Annotated in this window: 23 protein-coding genes and 1 tRNA gene; 17 read left to right on the top strand and 7 right to left on the bottom strand. The window is 66.1% G+C overall.

The window, feature by feature from the left end; genetic code table 11:
- Window positions 1–25: 25 nt before the first annotated feature.
- Window positions 26–1,918: an APC family permease gene (locus tag ABT130_RS31205; protein ID WP_350961379.1), complete on the bottom strand. Its 1,893-nt coding sequence runs from the start codon at window positions 1,916–1,918 to the stop codon at window positions 26–28.
- Window positions 1,919–2,220: 302 nt separating this feature from the next.
- On the opposite strand from ABT130_RS31205, the gene ABT130_RS31200 reads away from it, so the two are divergent.
- Both ABT130_RS31200 and ABT130_RS31195 read left to right on the top strand, forming a co-directional pair.
- On the top strand, window positions 2,221–2,463 hold the full coding sequence (locus tag ABT130_RS31200) for a hypothetical protein (RefSeq protein ID WP_350961376.1): 243 nt from the start codon (window positions 2,221–2,223) through the stop codon (window positions 2,461–2,463).
- Complete coding sequence (locus ABT130_RS31195; protein ID WP_350961374.1) at window positions 2,460–3,227, top strand: sulfite exporter TauE/SafE family protein; 768 nt, start codon at window positions 2,460–2,462, stop codon at window positions 3,225–3,227. Before ABT130_RS31200 ends, ABT130_RS31195 begins: the two co-directional genes overlap by 4 nt.
- A gap of 162 nt (window positions 3,228–3,389) precedes the next feature.
- Here the strand turns inward: ABT130_RS31195 and ABT130_RS31190 are convergent, their stop codons facing one another.
- Both ABT130_RS31190 and ABT130_RS31185 read right to left on the bottom strand, forming a co-directional pair.
- Window positions 3,390–3,683, bottom strand: a complete 294-nt coding sequence (locus ABT130_RS31190; protein ID WP_350930112.1) for a hypothetical protein — start codon at window positions 3,681–3,683, stop codon at window positions 3,390–3,392.
- Between the two features lie 635 nt (window positions 3,684–4,318).
- Window positions 4,319–4,702 (bottom strand): hypothetical protein, encoded by a 384-nt coding sequence (locus ABT130_RS31185; protein ID WP_350961371.1) that lies wholly within the window; start codon window positions 4,700–4,702, stop codon window positions 4,319–4,321.
- Window positions 4,703–4,887: 185 nt separating this feature from the next.
- On the opposite strand from ABT130_RS31185, the gene ABT130_RS31180 reads away from it, so the two are divergent.
- From ABT130_RS31180 to ABT130_RS31170, 3 genes are all read left to right on the top strand, one after another.
- Window positions 4,888–5,856 carry a GlxA family transcriptional regulator gene (locus tag ABT130_RS31180; RefSeq protein ID WP_350930114.1) on the top strand — a complete coding sequence of 323 codons (969 nt, stop codon included), beginning with the start codon at window positions 4,888–4,890 and terminating at the stop codon, window positions 5,854–5,856.
- Between the two features lie 1,106 nt (window positions 5,857–6,962).
- Window positions 6,963–7,649 carry an MmpS family transport accessory protein gene (locus ABT130_RS31175; protein WP_350961370.1) on the top strand — a complete coding sequence of 229 codons (687 nt, stop codon included), beginning with the start codon at window positions 6,963–6,965 and terminating at the stop codon, window positions 7,647–7,649.
- A 564-nt stretch (window positions 7,650–8,213) separates the two neighbouring features.
- On the top strand, window positions 8,214–8,576 hold the full coding sequence (locus ABT130_RS31170) for a nuclear transport factor 2 family protein (protein WP_350961368.1): 363 nt from the start codon (window positions 8,214–8,216) through the stop codon (window positions 8,574–8,576).
- 117 nt (window positions 8,577–8,693) lie between these two features.
- On the opposite strand, the gene ABT130_RS31165 is transcribed toward ABT130_RS31170, so the two are convergent.
- On the bottom strand, window positions 8,694–8,906 hold the full coding sequence (locus ABT130_RS31165; protein ID WP_350961366.1) for a Clp protease N-terminal domain-containing protein: 213 nt from the start codon (window positions 8,904–8,906) through the stop codon (window positions 8,694–8,696).
- 122 nt (window positions 8,907–9,028) lie between these two features.
- Here ABT130_RS31165 and ABT130_RS31160 point away from each other — a divergent pair.
- The 8 genes from ABT130_RS31160 (at window position 9,029) to ABT130_RS31125 (ending at window position 13,870) form a co-directional block, all read left to right on the top strand.
- A tRNA-OTHER gene (locus ABT130_RS31160) sits at window positions 9,029–9,107 on the top strand.
- Window positions 9,108–9,351: 244 nt separating this feature from the next.
- Window positions 9,352–9,822 carry a hypothetical protein gene (locus ABT130_RS31155; RefSeq protein ID WP_350961364.1) on the top strand — a complete coding sequence of 157 codons (471 nt, stop codon included), beginning with the start codon at window positions 9,352–9,354 and terminating at the stop codon, window positions 9,820–9,822.
- A 141-nt stretch (window positions 9,823–9,963) separates the two neighbouring features.
- Window positions 9,964–11,199: a helix-turn-helix domain-containing protein gene (locus ABT130_RS31150; RefSeq protein WP_350961362.1), complete on the top strand. Its 1,236-nt coding sequence runs from the start codon at window positions 9,964–9,966 to the stop codon at window positions 11,197–11,199.
- 113 nt (window positions 11,200–11,312) lie between these two features.
- Entirely contained in the window at window positions 11,313–11,642 is a 330-nt protein-coding gene (locus ABT130_RS31145) for a hypothetical protein (RefSeq protein WP_350961360.1), read from the top strand.
- Complete coding sequence (locus tag ABT130_RS31140) at window positions 11,626–11,952, top strand: hypothetical protein (protein ID WP_350961358.1); 327 nt, start codon at window positions 11,626–11,628, stop codon at window positions 11,950–11,952. The genes ABT130_RS31145 and ABT130_RS31140 overlap by 17 nt, the downstream gene beginning before the upstream one ends.
- Window positions 11,949–12,278, top strand: a complete 330-nt coding sequence (locus tag ABT130_RS31135) for a hypothetical protein (RefSeq protein ID WP_350961356.1) — start codon at window positions 11,949–11,951, stop codon at window positions 12,276–12,278. The genes ABT130_RS31140 and ABT130_RS31135 overlap by 4 nt, the downstream gene beginning before the upstream one ends.
- A gap of 123 nt (window positions 12,279–12,401) precedes the next feature.
- Window positions 12,402–13,388, top strand: a complete 987-nt coding sequence (gene hemC / locus ABT130_RS31130) for a hydroxymethylbilane synthase (protein WP_350961354.1) — start codon at window positions 12,402–12,404, stop codon at window positions 13,386–13,388.
- Window positions 13,385–13,870: an NUDIX domain-containing protein gene (locus ABT130_RS31125; RefSeq protein ID WP_350961352.1), complete on the top strand. Its 486-nt coding sequence runs from the start codon at window positions 13,385–13,387 to the stop codon at window positions 13,868–13,870. Before hemC ends, ABT130_RS31125 begins: the two co-directional genes overlap by 4 nt.
- Before the next feature lie 297 nt (window positions 13,871–14,167).
- Here ABT130_RS31125 and ABT130_RS31120 read toward each other — a convergent pair whose 3' ends face one another.
- Both ABT130_RS31120 and ABT130_RS31115 read right to left on the bottom strand, forming a co-directional pair.
- Complete coding sequence (locus ABT130_RS31120) at window positions 14,168–14,767, bottom strand: hypothetical protein (RefSeq protein WP_350961350.1); 600 nt, start codon at window positions 14,765–14,767, stop codon at window positions 14,168–14,170.
- A gap of 50 nt (window positions 14,768–14,817) precedes the next feature.
- Complete coding sequence (locus ABT130_RS31115; protein ID WP_350961348.1) at window positions 14,818–15,258, bottom strand: hypothetical protein; 441 nt, start codon at window positions 15,256–15,258, stop codon at window positions 14,818–14,820.
- Window positions 15,259–16,679: 1,421 nt separating this feature from the next.
- On the opposite strand from ABT130_RS31115, the gene ABT130_RS31110 reads away from it, so the two are divergent.
- Window positions 16,680–17,306: a hypothetical protein gene (locus ABT130_RS31110; protein ID WP_350961347.1), complete on the top strand. Its 627-nt coding sequence runs from the start codon at window positions 16,680–16,682 to the stop codon at window positions 17,304–17,306.
- Between the two features lie 48 nt (window positions 17,307–17,354).
- Window positions 17,355–17,852, top strand: a complete 498-nt coding sequence (locus ABT130_RS31105) for a hypothetical protein (RefSeq protein ID WP_350961345.1) — start codon at window positions 17,355–17,357, stop codon at window positions 17,850–17,852.
- A 42-nt stretch (window positions 17,853–17,894) separates the two neighbouring features.
- Here the strand turns inward: ABT130_RS31105 and ABT130_RS31100 are convergent, their stop codons facing one another.
- Window positions 17,895–18,560 (bottom strand): hypothetical protein, encoded by a 666-nt coding sequence (locus ABT130_RS31100; RefSeq protein WP_350961342.1) that lies wholly within the window; start codon window positions 18,558–18,560, stop codon window positions 17,895–17,897.
- A 645-nt stretch (window positions 18,561–19,205) separates the two neighbouring features.
- On the opposite strand from ABT130_RS31100, the gene istA reads away from it, so the two are divergent.
- Window positions 19,206–20,447, top strand: a complete 1,242-nt coding sequence (istA, locus tag ABT130_RS31095) for an IS21 family transposase (protein WP_350961339.1) — start codon at window positions 19,206–19,208, stop codon at window positions 20,445–20,447.
- Window positions 20,447–21,262: an IS21-like element helper ATPase IstB gene (gene istB, locus ABT130_RS31090; RefSeq protein WP_350961337.1), complete on the top strand. Its 816-nt coding sequence runs from the start codon at window positions 20,447–20,449 to the stop codon at window positions 21,260–21,262. Before istA ends, istB begins: the two co-directional genes overlap by 1 nt.
- Window positions 21,263–21,298 lie beyond the last annotated feature (36 nt).

Raw genomic sequence — 21,298 nt, 5'->3', positions numbered from 1 at the left:
CCCGCGCTTCACCGAGGAGTGCGGCTCACCCGACGTGGACGTGCGGCCTGCGGGTGATGTCCGGTTCCGCCTGGCGGAGGACCTCTCGGGTCATCGGTGGTACGTCTCCGCCGCCGAACAGCAGGTAGCGCAGCATCGCCGCCACCGGATTGCCCTCGGTCCAGTGGAAGTAGATGTGCGGTATCCGGCCCGTACGGTCACGCAGGTCGAGCAGGAGCGCGGCCAGCGAGTTGGGCACCGTGGGACTCTCGAAGCGCAGGATCCGGTGGCCGAAGCGTTCCTCGCCGTGCACGACCAGCTCGGTCTCGAACTCCGAGGCGTCGACGACCGTCACCTCGACGAACATGGCCTGCTCCGAGCTGCGCAGGCGGTGGTTGAGCCACTGCTCGCGCAGCTTGTCGTTGTACTCGGCCTGGTCACGTTCGTGCGGCTCGTTGGCGATCAGGTGCACCTCGCCGCAGGCCCCGTTGACGAACTGCCTGGCCAGCGGGTCATAGGTCACCTCGGTGACGCGCAGCTCGGTGGAGCGGGTCGTCCGGGAGATGAGCGAGGTCACGATGATCGCCACGATGAAGAAGGACGCTATCTTCACCCCGTCCGGACGCTCGAACACGTTGTCCACCAGCGTGAAGGCGAAGACGGCGGAGACGGCGGCGAAGCCGCCCATCAGCCTGGTCTGGCCCTTGCGCCACGCGGACAGCGTCACGGCGACGGAGGCGGACAGGATCAGCACGAGCACACCGGTGGCGTAGGCACCGCCCTGGGCTTCGACGTCGGCGTCAAAGATGATCGTGATGGCGAAGCCGATCGCGCTGAACACCAGGACCAGCGGGCGTACGGCCCGCGTCCAGTCGGGCGCCATACCGTACCTGGGCAGGTAGCGCGGCACCAGATTGATCAGACCCGCCATCGCCGACGCCCCGGCGAACCAGAGGATCGCGATGGTGCTGACGTCGTACAACGTGCCGAACCAGTCGCCGAGGAAACCGTGCGCCAGGAATGCCAGCGCCCGCCCTGAGGCCTTGCCGCCCTCCTCGAACTCCTGCTCCGGGATCAGCACGGTGGTGACGAGGCTGCTGAAGATCAGAAAGACGCTCATGATGATGGCCGCCGAGGTCAGCAGCCGCTTGGTGCCCTTGATCCGGGCCTGGACGTCGCCCTTGACGATCGGCATCACCGCGACGCCCGTCTCGAAACCCGACAGGCCCAGCGCGAGCTTCGGCATCACCAGCAGGGAAAGCCCGATCATGGCCATCGGGCTGGTGTAGGTCGTGGTCAGCGCGTGTTGCCAGTCGATGACCAGGTTGGGGGCATCGAGCACGTGCGTGACGGCCACAGCCACCACGATCGCGTTGAGCACGAGGTAGACGCCCACGAGGACGACGGCGATGCCGATCGCCTCGCTGAAGCCCATCAGGAACACCCCGCCGAGCAGGGCGAGCAGCACGAGCGTGACCAGCACCCGCTGGCCCGACAGGAAGTCGGGGACGAACGGGTTCTCCAGGATGTGGGCCGTCGCGTCGGCGGCCGAGAGCGTCATCGTGATGACGAAGTCGGTGGCGGCGAACCCGAGTAGAGCGAGCACGAACAACTTGCCCCACCACTGCGGGGCCAGCTTTTCCAGCATCGCGATCGAGCCCTGGCCGTGCGGGCTCTCCTCCGCGACCCTGCGGTAGACGGGCAGCGCCCCGAACAGGGTGAGCATGACCAGCAGCAGCGTCGCCAGCGGTGACAGCGCGCCGGCCGCGAGCGCCGCGATGCCCGGCTGGTAACCGAGGGTGGAGAAGTAGTCGACGCCCGTGAGGCACATGACCTGCCACCACGTGTGCTTCTTGTGCGGACCGTGCTCTATCTGCTCACGGTCGGTCTGTAAGCCCTTGAGCAGCCACGTCTGTAGTGGCCCAGTCCTGCCGGCCACTGTCGGCCCCCCACATCAAGTATCCGTAAAGACGCAATGCACACTACTGATGTCAGAGCCCATCGATTCATGGCCAGGCGTCAAGAAAACGTCAATATTCATAGGCAGGGCATATGCGGCTATAAAGGGAAAGGTCCCGCGCCGAAGCGCTGCGAGGCGTGCCCGCAGGCTGCCGAGGACGGCGTTCAGGCCGAAGGTGGTCTCGATGCCCCGACCACTCGGCCGGCAGGTAGAGCGTCACCTCGTCCGGGGTCGGGATACTTCGCCGAGCGCCGAAGTATTTCCGGTTTAGCGTCTGCCGCGTGAGAACCTCGCCGGACACCGGCCGTCAGACGGAATCGCCCACCCTGTCGCCCGCCCTGGCCGCGGCAGGCGTCACCGTCGCGTTGTGCTCCTCGGTCTGCGACTCCGTCCGCACAACCGGCCGGGCCGCCACCGGGTCGCTGGTTCCGGGGTCGCTCGGTCCGGTACGCCGCGAAGCATGGCCCACACGCGCCGCCTGGCCGGGCATGGACGCCGATCCCGCGAGGGAGGAGACGGCGTGACGCCGTGGGAGATGCTCGCCGTCTTCGCGGCCGGCGTCAGCGCCGGCGCCATCAACACCGTGGTCGGCTCCGGGTCACTGATCACCTTTCCCGTTCTGCTCGCCACCGGAATGCCGGCCGTCACCGCCGCGGTCTCCAATGCACTCGGCGTGATACCCGGCTCCATCAGCGGGGCCATCGGTTATCGCGCGGAGCTCAGCGGCCAGAGCCGGCGCATCCTGAAGATGAGCGTCGGCGCCCTGCTCGGCGGCCTCACGGGCGCCACGCTTCTGCTGGCCCTGCCCACCACGGCGTTCGAGAAGATCGTGCCCGCCTTGGTGGGCCTCGCCCTCGTCCTGGTCATCCTCCAGCCCCGGATCAGCAGAAGCGTACGGCGCCGCCGCGAACGCACCAGCGGTTCCGCCCGCCCCGACGAAGGCCCGCTGCTTCTCACCGGACTGACACTCGCCAGCGTCTACGGCGGCTACTTCCCCGCCGCCCAGGGAATCATCTACATGTCCCTGATGGGGGTACTCCTCGACGAGACCTTGCAACGTCTCAATGCCGTCAAGAACGTCCTGGTGGCCGTCGTCAACGCCGCCGCTGCGCTCTTCTTCCTCTTCTCCGCGGATTTCGACTGGATGGCCGTCGTGCTCATCGCGGCCGGTTCCGCCTTCGGCGGCCCGGTCGGGGCCAAAATAGGCCGCCGCCTCAGCCCCGCGGTGCTGCGCATCCTCATCGTGGCGGTGGGTACCGTCGCCATCGTCCAGTTGCTACGTCACTGACCCAGGATGATGGAGTCGAACGGGTGGCCTCCCCGGCACGGCCGGACGCCGTCGAAGCAGGCCTGAAGCCGTCGGCTCCCCCGCGTAACCGCGTCGTCGTAGGCGGGGGAGCTTCTTCGCGTGCGCGGGGAGCGGTGCGCCGCGGACCGGCGGATTCGTTCGTTACTTGACGTACATCCTTGCATATTTAAAGACGTTAAAGTATTCACACCAGAATTGTGAGATCTGGCCCTTCGCCCGCAGATAGAGTCCTTGTTCGTAGCATTTTCCGCAGGCGACCGGGCGCTCGCCCGCGAACCGGTCCCCGGGTACCGAACCGGATCCAGGCGGGTTCCTGTCACAGTAGTCGGCCATCACCGCAGGTGACGTCGACGCCTGGGCGGGCGTGGCGGCGATGGGGAATGTTCCGATGACGCCGGCCACGATCAGCCCGGTCAGTATTCGCTTCTTGCCCATGACTCGCTCCTGATACCTGATCGAATTCGAGATCGACACGGCACCGCGGCCATTTACGTCCATGGCGCGGACCACGGATGCGCTCGGCCGCTGTAGGCACTCCTGTCGCCGAGTGTCTGTCCGAGGGGGTTCGTGAAACGCACCGCCACTACTGTTTCGCCCGATCACAGGCCGCTGCGGCCACCCTCGACGGAATTCGCGTGTCCACGAGGCCGTCCCAGCAGAGGAACCAGCTTCCGGCCGCGGAAGTGGCGCCGACCCGGCAGGCGTCCCTTCTCGGGGGGCTTATCTGATACCTCCCTCCTTCGAGGTATGAGATGCAGTCGGAATAGTCGGCCTGCGCCGGCGACGCGACGAGGATGGTAAATCCGGTTGCCGCAGCGGTCACGGCTGCCGCGATGGCCGTACGAGAGACTTTCACCATTCGATCCCGCCCTTTCCTGTGCGCGTTGTCCTGTGCTTGCCGAGCTGATTTCGACTCGGCGCGATACGCATGTGCACGTCAAGCCGAACGCCTCGAAGCCGCCGAACCGCCATCGACATCGACATGACCGCTGACGCCTCGGTACCGGCTCTCCTTCTTGCCCTTGGTGATGACACGCCCTGAGGCGATGTCCCGCAGGCTCAGGTCCTGGTCACGCTGACTCCGCCGAGGGCCTTACCCCATTGATGTGCGGACTCGTGCCGGCACTTCTGCATGCCACGCAGAAGAGATGGAGGTCGGCCCATGCGACCGCGCCGTTCGAGTTGTTCACTCTCCGGCAGTAGGCGCGCCACTTTCCGGTGACCTCGTAGAAGGCACCTGCCGACTGGCATTTCAGACACGCGTTGGGGTTCGCATAGGTGGAATCGTAATAGTAGCCACTGGGCGGCCGGCTGCTTCCGCAGGTAACGGCGAACGACGCGGAGAGAGTGGCCGTAGACTGCTGCGCCGGTACGGGACTTGCGCCCGCGACTCCTCCCGCGATCGAGTTGACGGTCAGGAACAACGTCGCGACGACGAGCTTGTTGACGTGCATTCGTGCCTCTCCGTTTCCATCGCCGATGGCTGCGTCCCCGCCACGCGCATACCACGACCTCGGTGGCCGCATGGCTTTCCTTGCGCTTCAGATCCAACGACCTGCCGGTCGCGCGAACCATGGCCGGCCTCGGTCCTGTCGGTAAACTTGGGATTCGTGTCGGTTCCCCAGCAGAATGGGCACTCATGGACGAGCGGCTGACCGTCGTGATCGGATATCCACAGTCAGAGTTACTGGACATCGCCTCGGTGACCACGCCGCTCCATATGGCCAACCAGTTGGGGGCGGCTCCTCCCTACCGAATACGCCTCGCCACCTCGGGTGGCAGGTCGTTGCCCTGCGACTCGGGTTTGACGCTGGAAAGCCAGGAAGCCCTTGAACGCATCACCGGGCCGCTCGACACCCTGGTCGTCTCCGGTGGGGTCGGTCACGAGGTCGCCGCGGAAAATCCCGTGCTCCTGGCCCACATACGTCGGCTGGCCGCGGTCAGCAGGCGGGTGGCATCGGTGTGCACGGGCGCGACCCTGCTGGCCGCCGCCGGACTGCTGGACGGGCGGCGCGCCACCACGCACTGGAGGTACGCGGGAACGCTCGCCGCCCACCATCCCAACGTCACGGTTGATCCCGGCCCGCTCTACATCCGCGAGGGACACGTGTCGACCGCGGCAGGCGTCACCAGCGCCCTGGACCTGACACTTGCCTTCATCGAGGAGGACCACGGCCCTCACCTGGCCCGCATCGTGGCGCGTGCCCTGGTGACCTACTTGCAGCGGCCGGGCGACCAGGCGCAGATCAGCATGTTCGTGGGCGCGCCGCCGCCGGAACATCCGCTGATTCGGCAGGTGGTCGACCACATTGTCAACAACCTAGACGGTGATCTGAGCCCCACGACGCTGGCTGCCCGGCTGAACGTAAGCGAGCGTCACCTGACTCGGCTCAGCCTGGAGCACTTGGGCCAGACGCCTGGTCGCTTCATCAGGCAGGCACGCACGCAGGCGGCCGAGCGACTCCTCGTCTCATCATCGCTCTCCGTGGCGGACATCGCGACCCGCTGCGGGTTCGGCTCCGCCGAGAGCCTTCGACAGTCGTTCGTCGCCGAGTTCGGCGCCTCCCCCACCCGCTACCGCCAGGCCCGTGCCAAGCGCCCCGGATGAGGGCCCCGAGGTCACGCTGCGCCGCCCCCGGCCCGAACGAGGACCGCGTCAGGACGAACGACCTACGGCAACGCGGTCTCCCCCGTAGCCGCGTTGCCGTACCCAACCAGTAATGACCGTGATCAGGTCGCCATGTCATTCGATGGCGACCGCCGTCACTGACCGATCCGCCGTTCTCCCGACCCCTACCAGCTCTCGCTCCACCGATACCAAGGACCCTGCACATGTTCAAAAGACTGCGCAGCCGCGTCGTCAGGAGAATCCACGGGTTCGCCTTTCGGGCTCCAGACGTAGCCATACGGATCTACGTCCGCCCGGGGGCTCAATTGGAAGTACACCAGATCCTCGTATCGGTAGATTGAAGTGAATTCAAACAATCCGATCTGGCGAGGCTCGTCCGCTGACCTCGCATCCGGTTTCACCGTACGCGCCACCTGCTCCATACTCTCCGCAGATCGCGCAAAACGCTCTTCCTCGGACGCTCCGCAAGCCGACAATGTGATCAACACAATCCCGGTAAGCGGAATCACAACCCATCGCGCGCAGGCTTCCCTTAAAGCAACCCGACTGCTCGTCACAAGTCCCTTCCGAATTTTATATATCAAAACACATCGAAGTGCGCGTGAATCCTATCGAGGTCGGAAGAGCTTTCCGCACCGCCTTTTGCCCTGACCGTCTCGTCTGCCATCACCCACCCCGGAGGGACGGCGGGGCGAGCTCGGCGTCGTGTGTCCATGTTCCCGGTGACCTTCCTCATGCGCTGGTTGGCCTACGTGCACGGACCCGGGCCTGCGCCGGAGAAGTCGGTCTGCAGGGCTCCACCTGGGCGATGACAGACGAGACGAGCAGATTCACCACCTTAGCCCGCCACGGGTTGGCCCTGTCGTGGATCATCTCGGAGCCGAAGTCCCCCGCCGGAGGCGCTCACAGCAGAGTGAGCCACCGCGTGTTGACGACGGCCACCACGGCATATTTTTCATCCTGTGGAGCGTCCGAGAGCGATGTTCGTACAGCGCATCGGACAGCAGGTGACCGGATTCGGCCACGGCGACAACCGTTCATAGGTAACAGGCGTCCCACGCGTACCCCCGAAATGTGGAGAACCCGTGAGCTACCCGCCTGGCTATGGCCAGCAGCCCCCACCCGGATACGGCTACGGGTACGCGGCCCCGCGGCCGAAAACCAACGGGCTCGCCGTCGCCAGCCTTGTGCTCGGCCTTACCGGGTTCATCACCTGCGGATTCACATCGATCTTGGCCGTGGTGTTCGGACATGTGGCCCTCGGCCAAATCAGGAGGGATCGTACCGACGGCCACAGCATGGCGTTGGCCGGCGTCATCCTCGGCTGGATCCTCACCGGCCTATGGATCCTCTACTGGGTGCTCGTCGTCAGCGGCATCGTCAGCGCCGGGTTCAGCGCCCTCAACGACCCCGAGCCCAACGCGGGGCGCACGCAGCTCAGCCACAACAGCCCGCCCGCCGTACAGAAGGAGCAGGAGAACACGTCGGGTGCGCACACGGTGCTGTTCGAAGCCATCGGCAGCGACGGGGCCACCAGCGCGGGCAACATCACCTACAGCGTGAAGTACGACATCAAGCAAGAGCAGGGCGTGCCCCTGCCGTACAGCAAAGAGATCAAAGTCAACGACACCCCATACCTGTACCTGTGGGCGCAAAACGCAGGCGCCAAAGGGGCGGTGACGTGCCGCATCACGGTCGATGACGAAGTCATGTGGGAGGACGTCGCGAATGGCCCGTACGGGGTGTGCACCGTCACCGGCAACGCCCCATAGGCCGGCTCCTCGTTGGGCCCTACATCCGGAGGATGTAAGCCCTCCGGGAGAACCGTCTCGCCCTGAGGATCAGCACTCACGACCACCGTGAGGAGCCGGGCACGACATCCCACCGGAGATCACCCCTCCCGGCCACCGGTCAGGGGCACGGTCTGGCCTTAAAGCTCAACAACCCGGAGGCGGTCAGCGCTCACCTGACGGCGGCGTACCGAATCGAGTCGGCCTGGCCAGGCAGACTCGATTCACCCCCATTAGGGGCTGGACCGGTCAAGGCATCGAGGTCTGATCCACCATGGTGACCGACCAGCGGTGGTCTCCTGGAAGGCATTCCGAGCCCGGCTTTTGGCGTTCACTGGTTCTCATCGTTTCGCGCTGCTTCTCGTGTCGTTCTGAGTGATTCCGAATGGCCGCCGCGCCGGGCCCGGCCACGATGCCGCGCCCCGGATTCGGAGATCTTCGGCGAGCCTTGTGGCGATGAGATAGCCACCTTGGCGATAGTTGCGCGTCGCCCTTCGCCCCGTATCGTCCCCAGCAGTGATCCCGACTGTGCGAGGAAGGATCGGCATGACCGACGATGTGGTGCGACGCGTTTTCCAGTCAGTCGACTCGTTCGACGTCAGAGAGTTCGTGCGGTTGCTGGCCGAGGACGCCACGTTGGTGTTCGGCAATGCCGAGCCGATGGCGGGACGTGAGGCCATCGCCGCCGGGTTGCGGGCATTCTTCTCCACCATCGGCGGCCTGCGGCACCGGATCGTCAGGAACTGGCAGGTGGATGCCGACATCATCGCCGAGACCGAGGTGACCTACCGGCGGCTCGACGGCAAGGATGTCAGCGTCGTAGCCGTATCGATCTGGCGCACCCGCGACGATGGCCTGATCACGGACTACCGCATATTCGTCGACCTCGCACCCGTCTACCTGGTCTAGGGATCCAGCGAGACCGCAACCACGGGTGCGGCGTTCGTGACTCACTATCCGTTGAAAATTCCGCTGATACTACCGAGCCCCCTGTTCCCGCTATGACAGGATGCCCGGCAGGTGCAGCTACCCGTCACTGTCGAGGACCGCGGGGTCGAAACCGGCGTCGTTGAGCGCAGCCGCTGCAGTTCCTCTGCCGACTCGGACGAGGCCGATGAGCAGATGCTCGCAGCCGATAGCAGGGGCGCCGCTCTGCCTGACCAGCTCTTCGGCGACTGCAAGGGCTTTGCGGGAGTAGGGGGTGAACGCGATCCGTTCGGCAGCCTGAGAGGCTCCCATGCTCAATCGGCCCTGGACAGTGGGCCGCGCCCCGGTGCGGCGGCAAGGGAGAAGTGCGCCGGTAATGCTGAGTTGGCCTGCGTGGTGCTGGTCACCACGCAGCCTGTAAGTTGATCACAGGTGTTTTCGTCGTCCAGCGGCCTAGGATCGGGGCATCCCCTCGGGGAGCCCCAGACGCCGGTTCGAATCCGGCCGAGAACACGGAGCCCCCTCGTCTTTCGTGACGAGCGGGGCTCTCTTCACGCTAGTCCGCCGGCCAACTCTCCCTGTCGGCGATGAATGATCCTCGCTGCGGCAACGTCATCACTCCCCCTCCGCGAGGGTGCCACACCTGTACAGACACACCGACCGCCGTGGTGTCCGTTAGTGGACGAGATGGCAACCCGGGACCGTCCCCAGCCGTCTCACAGGCGCTCTATCCCTCACCCCCCGAAGGAACTCGCCCGTGCGTCTCCCCTCCGCTCTCACCGCCGCCGCGGCGCTGCTGTTCACCCTCACCGCGTGCGGCGGCCCCACCACCGACCTCGACGCCGCCGGTGTCGTCAAGGCCATCACCGAACAGGGCCTGCCGGTCACGCTCACCGTGACCTACACCGCGGACACCGACCCGAACAAGCTGCTGGGCCGCCCGAACGGCTACACCTCCAAGGCGTCGTTCACCGACCAACGCGTCGACGCCTCCAAGGTGGCCAGCGGCAAAGAGGGGGATGTGGGGCTTGGCGGCAGCGTCGAAGTGTTCGAGGACGCGGAGCAGGCGGAGCAGCGGGCCGACTATATCCAGGGGATCGGCGAGAAGCTCCCTGTGCTCGGCGAGTACGACTACGTGGCGGGTCCTGTCCTGTTGCGGGTGTCGAAGGAGTTGACGCCGCAGCAGGCCGAAGCGTTCGAGGCGGCTCTCGGCAAGATCGTGCAGTAGCGGAGTCTGCTGGCGCCCCTGCCCTGCTCGTCGGGGTGGGGGCGTTCGTCGTCTCAGCGCGGCCTGAGTCGCTTCCTAGCATGACGAAGGCCCTGCACCGTAGCCTGAGGTTGTCGAGACGCTCAGGAAGGTGCAGGGCCTATGAGCAACGCTACCAACGAACCCCTCGGTCCGGTACTCACCGTGGGACAAAGGATCCGCGCCCTACGAATACGGCGCGGCATGACACGGGAAGTCCTAGCCGGCCTGGTCGGCAAATCCGAATCATGGCTAAAGCAAGTGGAGAGCGGACGCCTCCAACAGAATCCGCGCCTACCAATCCTCATTCAGCTCGCCGAGGCGCTCCGTGTCCGCGACCTGTCCGAGCTGACGGGAGATCAGTCCATGCCTGTGCGGATGTTCACCGGACCAGGCCACCCCGCTCTCGAAGCCGTACGGACAGCCATCAACTTCGCTCCGCTACTGCCGGTCGGCACGGTCCAGCCGCTGACGACGTTGCGGGCCCGCCTGGATGCGGCGTGGCGAGCCCGACATGCCGCCCCCGACCACCGGACCGCCCTCGGGGAGCTCCTGCCGGACCTTCTACGGGACGTACAACTCGCGGCGGCGCTCTACCAGGACGCCGATCGGCGGCGAGCGCTCGCCCTGCTCACCGAGACCTACGGCCTGACTCAGATGTTCCTCGCCTACCAGCCTGCTCAGGATCTACTGTGGCGGGTCGCAGATCGCGCGCTGCTGGCCGCGCAAGAGTCCGAAGACCCGCTTGCACTCACATGTGCGGCTTGGTTCCTGGTAGCAGCGCACCGCGACACCGGAGATTTCGAAGCAGCCCAGCATCTCAACCACCAGGTATTGGCCACGATCGAGCCCGCGATGTCCGAGGACAAACTTAACCTGCGGGCGATGTGGGGGGCCCTGTCCTTTGAGTTGGCCTTCACCTCTGCCCGGCTCGGCGAGAGCGGCGATGCGTGGCTGCATTGGGAAGAAGCGGCCCGCGTCGCCGAGCGCCTCCCAGAGACCTACTACCAGCCGTGGACAAGCTTCTCCCGGATCATCATGGCGCCGCATGCCGTCACGATCGCTGTGGAACTGCACCAGAGCGGCGAGTCCGCGCGGCAAGCTGAGGCCGCGTTCGCCGCACCAATCCCGTCCAGGCCCCGTCGAGGCCGGCATCTGATCGAGGTTGCCCGCGCTCACCACCTTCGGCGCGATCACGCGGCTGTGCTCGGCACGCTGGAACTCGCCCAGCAGACCGCACCCGAGACGATGAAGTACAACGGGTATGCCCGCCGGATGACGATGGACTTGATCGACGGCCCGGCGTCTCTCCGATCGCAGGCACGCGCGTTGGCCGACCGAATCGAGCTTCTGGTCTGACCGTAACCAGGGGGCACGAAGTGTGTCCCCTGGCAGAGACTCTCTTACTTAGCGTCACCCATGTGTCACTCCCAATGCGGTTACCGTCAGGAGCGAAGGCCAAGAGCCCAGCTGTGCGGCACGCTGAGGACCTGGCCGCGGTGCTGGCCAACGTCTACGGCATCTCAGCCGATGTCCACGAGTTGCAGTCCGGCAACGCCATCCTCTCCGTCTACCGAGGACTGCTCGCCTACACCGACAGCGAAAGCTTCTGGTGGACCAGCCCCGAACTCAGCGACTCCGGCGCGCCCGCACTCAGCTCCGAGCTGACGCTGACCACGGCTGCCGAGCATCTCGCCGCACATTACGAGATCCTGCGCGCCCGCCCCGCCACCTCGCTGCTGGACAGCGAGCTGCCGCTGCTGGCCGACGTGATCCTGGCCGACCATGTTGTCCCGCGCTGACGCCGACGCGGTCCGAGCCGCGAAACAGGTGCAGGAGTACGCGCCGACCTGGCTGGTCATGTGGAGCCTGCGCCACCGCCGTTTCGAGGCCTGGCAGTGCATCGACCCCAACGGGTGCCGCATCGTCCACGCGGCCAGCGCCGCTGAACTGTGGGACCTCATGCAGCAGGCAGAAGCCGAGCTGCAGCGGATCCCACCACCGCCGCTCCTGGCCCTGGGGCTCGTCCCCCACCCCCGCGTGCTGCCCATCGGGGGCGACGAACGAGTCCCGGGCCCCCACCCCGCCCCGCAGGAAAGAGGCCGGCCTTGATCCCGTCCCACGGCACCCCGGCAGGCGACCGGCTGAACGTGGCCACCTGGCACACCGGCGCCGTCGCGGCTCTCAAGCATCTGCGGACCGAGTTGCACGCCCACCGCATCTACCCGGAGATCTCCTACGACGAGGGACAGCCCCGCCTCATCATCGGCGCCGGGCTGACCGTGTGGGCTGATCAGGCGGGCACGGTCTTCTGCTGGGGTGCCTGCTTCCTCGAAGAGCCCGCCGATCAGGCGCCGACGGACGATGTGCCGCGGGTTGCGCGCCGCATCGCCGGACGGCTCGGCACGCACTACGCCGAACCAGTGAACCCCTCATGAGCCGGCCGCGATGATGGTGTCCCGCCGGAGGCGTTGACAGGGACACCATCCGATGGCCATCAGCACACCTTCACTTCGCCACACCCCGTAGCCATAACTTCTCTTACAGAGAGCCTCGATCCCATGACCGACGTGTTCCTCAACCGATTCGCCAACACCCCGCTCCGGATCGGCACCCGCACCTCCACCCTGGCCAAAATCCAGGCCAACCATGTCGCCGACATGATCACCAGGATCGCGCCCGGCATCCCCATCGAGATCGTGCCCACACAGGTCAGCGCCGACCTGTGGCCCGGCGACCTAGCCGAGATCGGCGGCAAAGGAGCCTTCAGCAAAGAGATCGACAACGCCCTGACCAGTGGCCGGATCGACATCGCCGTCCACTGCGTCAAAGACGTCCCCGGCGACGTCCCCCTCGCCGAAGGCACCGCGTTCGGCGCCTACCTGGAACGCGACGACGTCCACGACGTCGTCATCACCCGCGACGGTGTCGCCCTGGCCAACCTGCCCGCCGGATCACTGATCGGCACCAGCTCCGTGCGGCGCCGCGCCCAGCTCAGCATCCACCGGCCCGACCTGCGCACCGAACGCATCCGCGGCAACGTCGACACCCGCCTGACCAAGCTCGACGAGGACGGGGGCAAGTACGCCGCGCTGATCCTCGCCCGCACCAGCCTGAGCCGCCTCGGCCTGCTGGAGCGCCACCACGAGATCCTGCCCCTGGAGTTCCACACCACAGGCGAAGGCGTGTCCATGGTGCCGCCCGTAGGTGCGGGCGTCATCGGCATCCAGGCCCGCCAGTCCGACGGACCGGTCATGCGACTGCTGGACGACCTCAACCACGTACCCACCGCCCGGCACATCCTCGCTGAGCGCACCATGCTGCACATGCTGCGCGGCCACTGCAACAGCCCGATCGCCGGCCACGCCTCCACCACCCCGGACGGGAAGATTGGGCTGTTCGGCATGGTGTTCAACCGCGACGGCAGTGCGTTCGTCCGCTCCCACGCCTGGGGCGACCACTCCGACCCCGCCACCCTCGGCGCCCGCGTCGCCGCCGACCTGCTCCACCAGGGCGCCCGCAACCTGATCACCGCCACCCGGAAATGACCTCGGCCGAACCGTACGGCTGCGCCATCACCGCCCACCTTCTCGCGTGCGACGAAGTGGGCCGGTGGCTCATCCTGCGCACCACCAGCGACCACAACCGGTGGCAGCTCCCCGGCGGACGCGCCCGGCCCGGCGAGAGCCCGGCCGCTACGGCGACCCGCGAGGCCCGCGAGGAGACCGGTTTGCTGGGCCTGCAGGCCCGCCGTCTTGTCACCGTCGCATGGGTACCGGCCAGCAGCCTCGACCGCCGCGACCGGATCGCGTTCATCTTCGCCACGCGTACTCTGCTGCCCGAGGACATAGCCGCGCTCACCCTGCAGACCGACGAGGTTGACGACTGGCTGCTGCTGCCCGCACAGCACGCGAGTACCCGACTGCATCCCCTGGTCTCCGAACGGCTCACAGAGGCCGGTCGGTACGGCCTGGGGCACTACATCGAGCAAGACCCAGCTTCGAGGCGCGAAAGAACTCTGATGCCGTGATGGCCGCAGACGCCCTACTTGCGCCGGACTAGCGCGCACTCAACTCCCGCGGGCGGTGGTGCACACCGGGGCCGCTCGTGGGGCCAGGCGTGGCCGGGCGACATCTTGGACGAGACGTTCGCCGAACAGCCGGCCGCGGACGGTGCCCTCGCCTCGACTCGTCCTCCGGGCGGGGGCACCGTCAGCAGCTACAGCTGTTGCCTGTCGGGCGAGGGTGAGGGTATCGCCCTCTCCTGGGTGATGTGCAGGTCGACGACGCGACCGTCAGGGTTGACGAGGATGTGCCAGCCAGGTGCTTCACGCCGGTTTGGTCTCGTCGATGGGTACCTCGTAGTGCACGGTCCACGGCTTGTCGTCTCCGTGGGCGCAATGCAAGGCGAGCCGTAAAGGGGCGCCGTCGTAGCGTTGACGCCAGTCTGTGGGGATAGCCCAGTGAGGGCTCCCAGTGCGGTCCAGGGCGAGCTGGCGGCCGTCACCGGGCAGCAGAGAGAACGGGGCGGCGGCGCGTCCATCTTCGGAGCCGCCGTCCACGCCGTGGATGAACCGGCACGGGCCCCAGACCTGAGCCTTGATCTGCTCCTGCGTAGGTCCGCCGGCGAGGATGGATGTGCGGTCGGGCCAGTCGTCTCGCACTGTCACCTTGATGGTCAGCTTGTCGAGTCCCGGCGGGCCGGTGAAACGAATTCTCAAGAGCGCCCGCTCGCCGATCGTGTCGCCGAGCCATTCGCGGGCGCAGGTGACGTCGAAGGTGGGCGTCATGTCGGCGTGCCAGCGGCGGGCCTCGATCGCGGTAAGCGCCGCCGCGGCTTGCTTGGCGTGGAACGCGGTACGCCACGCTCCGAACGATCCGAAGAGAGCGATACCAGCGATGATCGCCGCCCATATTTCAGCGCTCACCTGTCCTCCTTGGTGATGCCGTAATCCCGCCTGATCAGGTCATCCATGGCTTACAGGCCGATCAGCATGGAGGCCGCGTTTCCCGCCACCCCAAGCAGGACCGACCAACCTGTGCCTCCAAGGAATTGGGCTGTCTGCTTGAGTCTGTTGCGCTTGTCTTCATCAGGTTCAGCTGCGGCTGCAGCTTCGAGCCCGGCGATGATCTGCCTAGCGAGAACCTCAGCAGGCCAGACGCCCACCACCCGGCGTGCTGCCTCGGTTGGGCTGTGGATGGCGTCGATCTCGAGGCCGTCCGACTCGTTGTCGGTAGCGTCCTGGAACTGGAGGTACGGCGGTTGTGCTCCTGCAAGAGCAGCAAGCGCACGACGGACGTCAACCGGGTCCATCTTCAGCCTCTCGACGATCTCGTGAGGCTGGATGAGTGTGGCTCCCGCTTCGGTCATCTCGATGATGGCCTTGAGTACCGGTAAGTCTCGGTCGTCCCAGGTCATGCTGTCTCCTCGGGGTTTCGGCTGTCGAGCCGCACGGTGAGGGTAGGGCGCTTGTGAGACGACTGGGGGTGCGCCGGGGTTGTCTGGTGAACGTGGTTCTGTTGGGGAGTGGGAGGCATCACCGAAGGGCCGTGTGACACCTCTCGCGTACCTGTGTACGGCAGCTGTTTCATCGCGATCCGGGTCTGCGACCGTCACCCTGAAGATCGCAAACCGGCTGGGCCCCACAGCCAAGGGTGGGGACAGGCTGTCCCCGCCGTACCCATCTCCGCTTGCCGGACTGGACCCGACCACAGGTGCCAACGACCCCGGAGGCAGTTCACCCAGCTCATTCAGGCAGCGAAGCTGAAGACCAGGTCATGGGCAGTTGTGGCCGAGACTGCCACAACTGGCCCCGGCGGCCCTGAAGGCGAACTCCAGTAGCCTGGGGCGTCCAACTCCCAAACCTCCCAGACCTGAGAACAGCGCAACGGCGGCCGCCTTGCGCGAAGGGGGCCACCGTTCGCGTACTGCCGAACCTATGTCAGCATCACAGACGCGGAGCCCAGGGGAAGAAACTCAGGTCCACCCCGTATACGACAGCCACCACGATCACGATCGTGATGACGATCGTCCGCACGTGACCCCCCCCACTCGCCAGGGATCTGTACAGACAGCGTGAAGTTGTTCATGGGTGCCTCCAGGGCACATCGACGAACTACGGCCGACGGCCCCAATCTCTCGGAAATGAGAGCGCGCTTCGCTACCCTGAGCATGCGAAACAAGCAGGTTGCTAAGCGCTGGGTCCATTGGCCCGGCCAGGCACCGAACGCCCGGTCTCTCGGCAAAGAGGCCGGGCGTTCGGTGCCTGACAAAACTGTATTGGCTTGTCCCGACAACGCTTCCCGCATGGGCGGAGCCGACCAGCCATCCCTATCGGGATGCCCGATCAATACAACGATCGGCCGCACTGCTCGGGGTTGAGACCAGACGTAAGCCTTATCGACCCGCTACACCTGCCCGCATGGACACACATACAGCCTTGGCCAGCTACCAGGTATGGGCTGGCGGTCTAGCCGCGCGCCTCCGTCGCCAGCTGCGGAGGGACAGTCTGTCCTTCGCCCAGCTCAGCGGGGAGGAACAAATCGTTCACCCCCAGCGACCTGCAGGAACGGGCACCCGTTTTGAGGGTGTCAGCGGTGACACCCTCCACCGCCGCACGGTTGAGACCGTCACCCTGACGGACGCGAAACCCGCCCCTCGAGCGGCTACGCGTTTGCAACGGACACGCTGTCCGCCGCAACCCGCCTTGAATGCCCGAGCGGAAGCAGCTTCACCAGCTGAAAAATCTGGTGGCCCAACCTGGTCGGCATAACTGGGCAACCAGGACGCATTCGGCGGCGTCTTCTCCCGCCCGTGTCTTCTGCCCCTGGAGTACCTGTATGCGCTCCCTTCGCACGCTCGCCGCCCTCGCCGCGCTGGCATCCGCCGCTCTGCTCGCTCCCCCCGCCCAAGCCGAGACGACACCGCAGACGTCGACCGCCACGACCTACCGCGGAGAGGGTGACCAGCTCCTGCGGATCCGGGCGACGGCCAAGCCCGGCATCGTGAAGATCACCCATGACGGGGAAGGACACTTCGCGGTGTGGACCATCAACCCGTCAGGCAGAGAAGACGACCTTCTGGCCAACCTGGTCGGCGCCTATAAGGGAACCGCGGCGTTCAACACCAATACGTCCAACAAGACCGCCGCGTTCAGCATCAAAGCCGATGGCGCTTGGACCCTACAGGTACTGCCCTTGACGAAAGCCCGTTCCTGGTCGATCACCAGCCGCGGCAGCGGGGATGACGTGCTTCGGCTGAGCAGCACCAGCCGCGGCCTGCACCGCCTGAAGATCCGCCACAGCGGCGACGGCCATTTCGCGGTGTGGATGCTGGACGCGAACGGTAGAACCCGCAATCTGGTGGTGAACAAGGTCGGAGCCTACAACGGTGCCGTGTCGCTGCCTCCGGGCACTCGGTATGCGTCGATCAAGGCAAACGGCGCCTGGTCGATCGTCCGCAGGTAAAGCAAGGAGGGGAGGACGTAAGCCGAGAAACGGTCTATTGTCCGCCGCGTGAACGAACTCGCCGATTGGTTCCGGTCGCTGGATATCGACTGGGGCGACGCCCCCGCTTTTGGAGCGCTGCTCGTTGCCTTGCTGGCTTATCTGAACTCCCGTAAGACTCTTCGTGCACAGCAGGAGAGCACGAAAGCGCAGCAGGAAAACACGGAGGCGTCGGTACGCTCAGCCAACGCGGCGGAGAAGGCTGTTGCACTAGCGGAACTGACTGCGCGACCGCCTGCCGCACCAGCCATCTCTTGGCGGATCGAGCCGGTACAGAACGCCCTGTACCGGCTACGCAATACCGGCGACGCCACTGCAACGGGGGTGAACGTGGATACGGAGCAGACCAGTGGGATCGTGCAAGGACTTCCCCAAGACGCTGCGATCCGATCCGGTGGGTCCGTGGAGTTCTACATCATCGATGTCAACGAGGAACCGTTCCCTGGTGAGATCTGGATGTACTGGGACGGACATCCTGACCCATTGGCTGTACCCGTTCCAAGTTGATTAGTGAGTCCAATATCGGCCTGGAGCCCCGGACAGGACACCTCAGCCACGCCCTGAAATACGCATCGCGACCTGCGCCGCGAACTGGTTGATGTCGGCCTCGGAGCGGACCGTCATGCCATGCACATGCACGTCTCCACCAGCCTGGCCAGCCGACCCGCCCGGCGAGGATGGCCCACCGCTCGCCGTGTTGTACGTCGCCGAGGAACTGCTGACGTGTGACGACTGCACCGGCCTGGATGTGCGTGACCAGTTGGTTGTGTTCGAAGAGCTCACCATGTTCGACACCGACGAAGACGTGTTCGACACCGCGCCCGCCATGGGCACCACCGCCTGACCCATCAGCCGAGCCGTCTCGCCGAGGACCTGCAAGCCGCGGGTGCGCTTCGCCGGGCTCAACGGGATGAACGCCTCGGCGCCCGCCTCAGCGAAGATCACGTCAGGACCGGACCGGCCAGAGATCAGCTGAGGAGAGCTCGCGATCCTCGCCGCCGGACTCGACCCCACCGCCCGGATACCGCCGCCGGCCATCAGCACCGGTCCGGCCGCGGCACGAATCCCGCCGTCAGCCATGTACTGTCTCCCGGCCGTGCTGTAGATCCCGCCGTCAGCCCGCTTGTTCGCCTCCCGCAGTGCATCCCGAGACAGCTCGTCTTGATACTCCGTTTTCACGGTGAGCGTGATCGTCTTGTCCTTCAGGCCATCCAACGCGCTTTGAAGATCCTTCGCGCCCTTCGCGGCCTTGTCCGCCTCGGTGCGGGTGATCCCGAAGTTCGCGGTTCACACGGCGTGCCCGACACGGTGGTGTCAGCGTGGGCGGGTCATAGCGACTTGTCGTTCACGAAGCGGGTCTACGTCCACCCGGATCCCGAGAGCCTGAGAGCGGGCTCCGACAAACTCGGCGAGCTACTGGGCTGAGCAAGATCAAACTCGGTATGTGAGAAATTGTGAGATGACGACCCCTGAAAACAATCAAGGGCCCCATCTCACCGAAGTGAGATAAGGCCCTGACCTGGGCTTACAGCCCCCTTCAACCGTCGGGACGACAGGATTTGAACCTAATGACTCCGTACGACCCCGAGTTCGTCGACTCGGGAACTCATCCCGCTGACGTCTCGACTTGAACTGGAGCTTGGACTTCTCATCGCAGGCCGCACGCGGTGAGGATGAGCGACCGGCGGGTGGTCGTCGACGGGGGCCGAGTGAACGCCTGTGCTGATACCGGACCGCGAGTCCTCTGCTAAGACCGTGCGCCTCGGTCCCTGTCGACCGTCACCCGCCAGTGTTGACGACGCGCGAACCGTGACCCCCTGACGACGGGCGAATGCTGACCCCCTTCAGTCACTCTGGAGGGTGATCAAGGTGGAAGACTGGGCGGAGATCCGCCGGTTGCATCGAGCCGAGGCAATGCCGATCAAGGCGATCGCCAGGCATCTGGGCATCTCGAAGAACACCGTCAAACGGGCACTGGCAGCCCAGACACCGCCGAAGTATGAGCGGCCGAGCAAGGGATCGATCGTGGACGCGGTCGAACCACAGATCCGGGAGTTGCTGGCGCAGTTCCCGGACATGCCCGCAACAGTGATCGCCGAGCGGATCGGCTGGACGCGCTCGCTCACGGTGCTCAAAGACCGGGTCCGTATCCTGCGGCCGCAGTTCAAACCGGTCGATCCGGCCTCGCGGACCACCTATGGGGCCGGTGAACTGGCCCAATGTGATCTGTGGTTCCCTCCGGTGAAGGTGGAGGTGGGAGCCGGGCATCTGGCCAGCCCACCGGTACTGGTCATCGTCAGCGGCTACTCCCGCTGGCTGATGGCCCGGATGCTGCCCTCCCGAACAGCCGGGGATCTGTTCGCCGGACACTGGGCACTGCTGTCGCAACTGGGAGCGGTGCCCAAAACGCTGGTGTGGGACAACGAGTCGGCGATCGGCCAGTGGAGGGGCGGCAAACCACAGCTCACCGCCGAGGCCACCGCCTTTCGCGGGATGCTGGGAGTGCGCATCCTGCAGTGCAGGCCCGGTGACCCCGAGGCCAAAGGGCTGGTCGAGCGAGCCAACGGCTATCTGGAGACCTCGTTTCTGCCCGGCCGCGCGTTCACCGGCCCGCGTGACTTCAACACCCAGCTGGCCGGCTGGCTGAGCCGGGCCAACAGCCGCCATCACCGGCGCATCGCCTGCCGCCCGGCAGATCGGCTGCAGGCCGATCTGGCCGCGATGGTGGCGCTGCCGCCCCTGGCGCCGGCCGTCGGCCGGCGCACCTGGACCCGGCTGGCCCGGGATCACTATGTCCGTATCGCCTCGTGTGACTACTCGGTGCACCCCTCGGTGATCGGCCGCCTGGTGGAGGTGGTCGCCGGCCTGGAGGAGGTCATCGTGAGCTGCGGCGGCCAGGTGGTGGCCCGCCATCAGCGGTGCTGGGCGCCGCATCAGACCATTACTGACCCGGCCCATCTGCAGGCCGCCGCCGCGATGCGCCGCGCCTGCCTGCACGCGGCCACCCAGCCGGGCGAGGCCGGGGCCGGGGCCGGGGTCGAGGTCGAGCAGCGTCGGTTGAGTGACTACGACGCCGCGTTGGGCATCGAGGGGGTGGCGTGATGACCACCACCACCACCGCCACCACCGCCGCGAACAGTGGCCGCAACCTGGTGGCCGAGCTGGCCTATCTGACCCGGGTGCTCAAGGCCCCGTCCCTGGCGGCCTGCGTCGAGCGGCTGGCCGAGCGGGCCCGAGCCGAGGGGTGGAGTCATGAGGAGTTCCTGGCCGCCTGCCTGCAACGCGAGGTCGCCGCCCGCGAATCCCACGGCGGTGAGGCCCGTATCCGCTTCGCCCGCTTCCCGGCCCGCAAAGCGTTGGAGGACTTCGACTACGACCACCAGCGCTCCCTCAAACGCGAGGTCATCGCGCATCTGGGCACTTTGGACTTCGTTACGGCCAAGGACAACGTGGTCTTCCTCGGCCCGCCCGGGACCGGCAAGACCCATCTGTCGATCGGCCTGGGGATCAGGGCCTGTCAGGCCGGGCACCGGGTCGCGTTCGCCACCGCCGCGCAGTGGGTCGCCCGGCTGGCTGAGGCTCATGCCGCAGGCACGCTGCAGGCCGAGCTCATCAAGTTGTCGCGTGTGCCGGTGCTGATCGTGGACGAGGTCGGCTACATCCCCTTCGAGCCCGAGGCGGCCAACCTGTTCTTCCAGCTGGTCTCCAGCCGCTATGAGCGGGCCAGTTTGATCGTGACCAGCAACAAGCCCTTCGGCCGTTGGGGAGAGGTGTTCGGCGACGATGTCGTCGCCGCGGCGATGATCGACCGGCTGGTCCACCACGCCGAGGTGATCAGCTTGAAGGGAGACAGCTACCGGCTGAAGAATCGCGACCTCGGCCGCGTGCCGGCGGCCAATCCTGGAAACGACCAGTAACAATCAAGTACACGACAGGGGTCAGCTTTCACCTGT

It is taken from the genome of Streptosporangium sp. NPDC001681 (assembly GCF_040298085.1).
Classification (GTDB): Bacteria; Actinomycetota; Actinomycetes; order Streptosporangiales; family Streptosporangiaceae; genus Streptosporangium.
This window is presented reverse-complemented; position numbering and strand designations above follow the sequence as displayed.

Excerpts from the sequence above, each read along its gene's own strand:
- ABT130_RS31140 (WP_350961358.1), top strand. The coding sequence starts at position 11,626 with ATGTTGTCCCGCGCTGACGCCGACGCGGTCCGAGCCGCGAAACAGGTG.
- ABT130_RS31185 (WP_350961371.1), bottom strand. The coding sequence starts at position 4,702 with ATGCACGTCAACAAGCTCGTCGTCGCGACGTTGTTCCTGACCGTCAAC.
- ABT130_RS31125 (WP_350961352.1), top strand. The coding sequence starts at position 13,385 with ATGACCTCGGCCGAACCGTACGGCTGCGCCATCACCGCCCACCTTCTC.
- ABT130_RS31180 (WP_350930114.1), top strand. The coding sequence starts at position 4,888 with ATGGACGAGCGGCTGACCGTCGTGATCGGATATCCACAGTCAGAGTTA.
- ABT130_RS31165 (WP_350961366.1), bottom strand. The coding sequence starts at position 8,906 with ATGGGAGCCTCTCAGGCTGCCGAACGGATCGCGTTCACCCCCTACTCC.
- hemC (WP_350961354.1), top strand. The coding sequence starts at position 12,402 with ATGACCGACGTGTTCCTCAACCGATTCGCCAACACCCCGCTCCGGATC.
- istB (WP_350961337.1), top strand. The coding sequence starts at position 20,447 with ATGACCACCACCACCACCGCCACCACCGCCGCGAACAGTGGCCGCAAC.
- ABT130_RS31190 (WP_350930112.1), bottom strand. The coding sequence starts at position 3,683 with ATGGGCAAGAAGCGAATACTGACCGGGCTGATCGTGGCCGGCGTCATC.
- ABT130_RS31110 (WP_350961347.1), top strand. The coding sequence starts at position 16,680 with ATGCGCTCCCTTCGCACGCTCGCCGCCCTCGCCGCGCTGGCATCCGCC.
- ABT130_RS31115 (WP_350961348.1), bottom strand. The coding sequence starts at position 15,258 with ATGACCTGGGACGACCGAGACTTACCGGTACTCAAGGCCATCATCGAG.
- ABT130_RS31150 (WP_350961362.1), top strand. The coding sequence starts at position 9,964 with ATGAGCAACGCTACCAACGAACCCCTCGGTCCGGTACTCACCGTGGGA.
- ABT130_RS31170 (WP_350961368.1), top strand. The coding sequence starts at position 8,214 with ATGACCGACGATGTGGTGCGACGCGTTTTCCAGTCAGTCGACTCGTTC.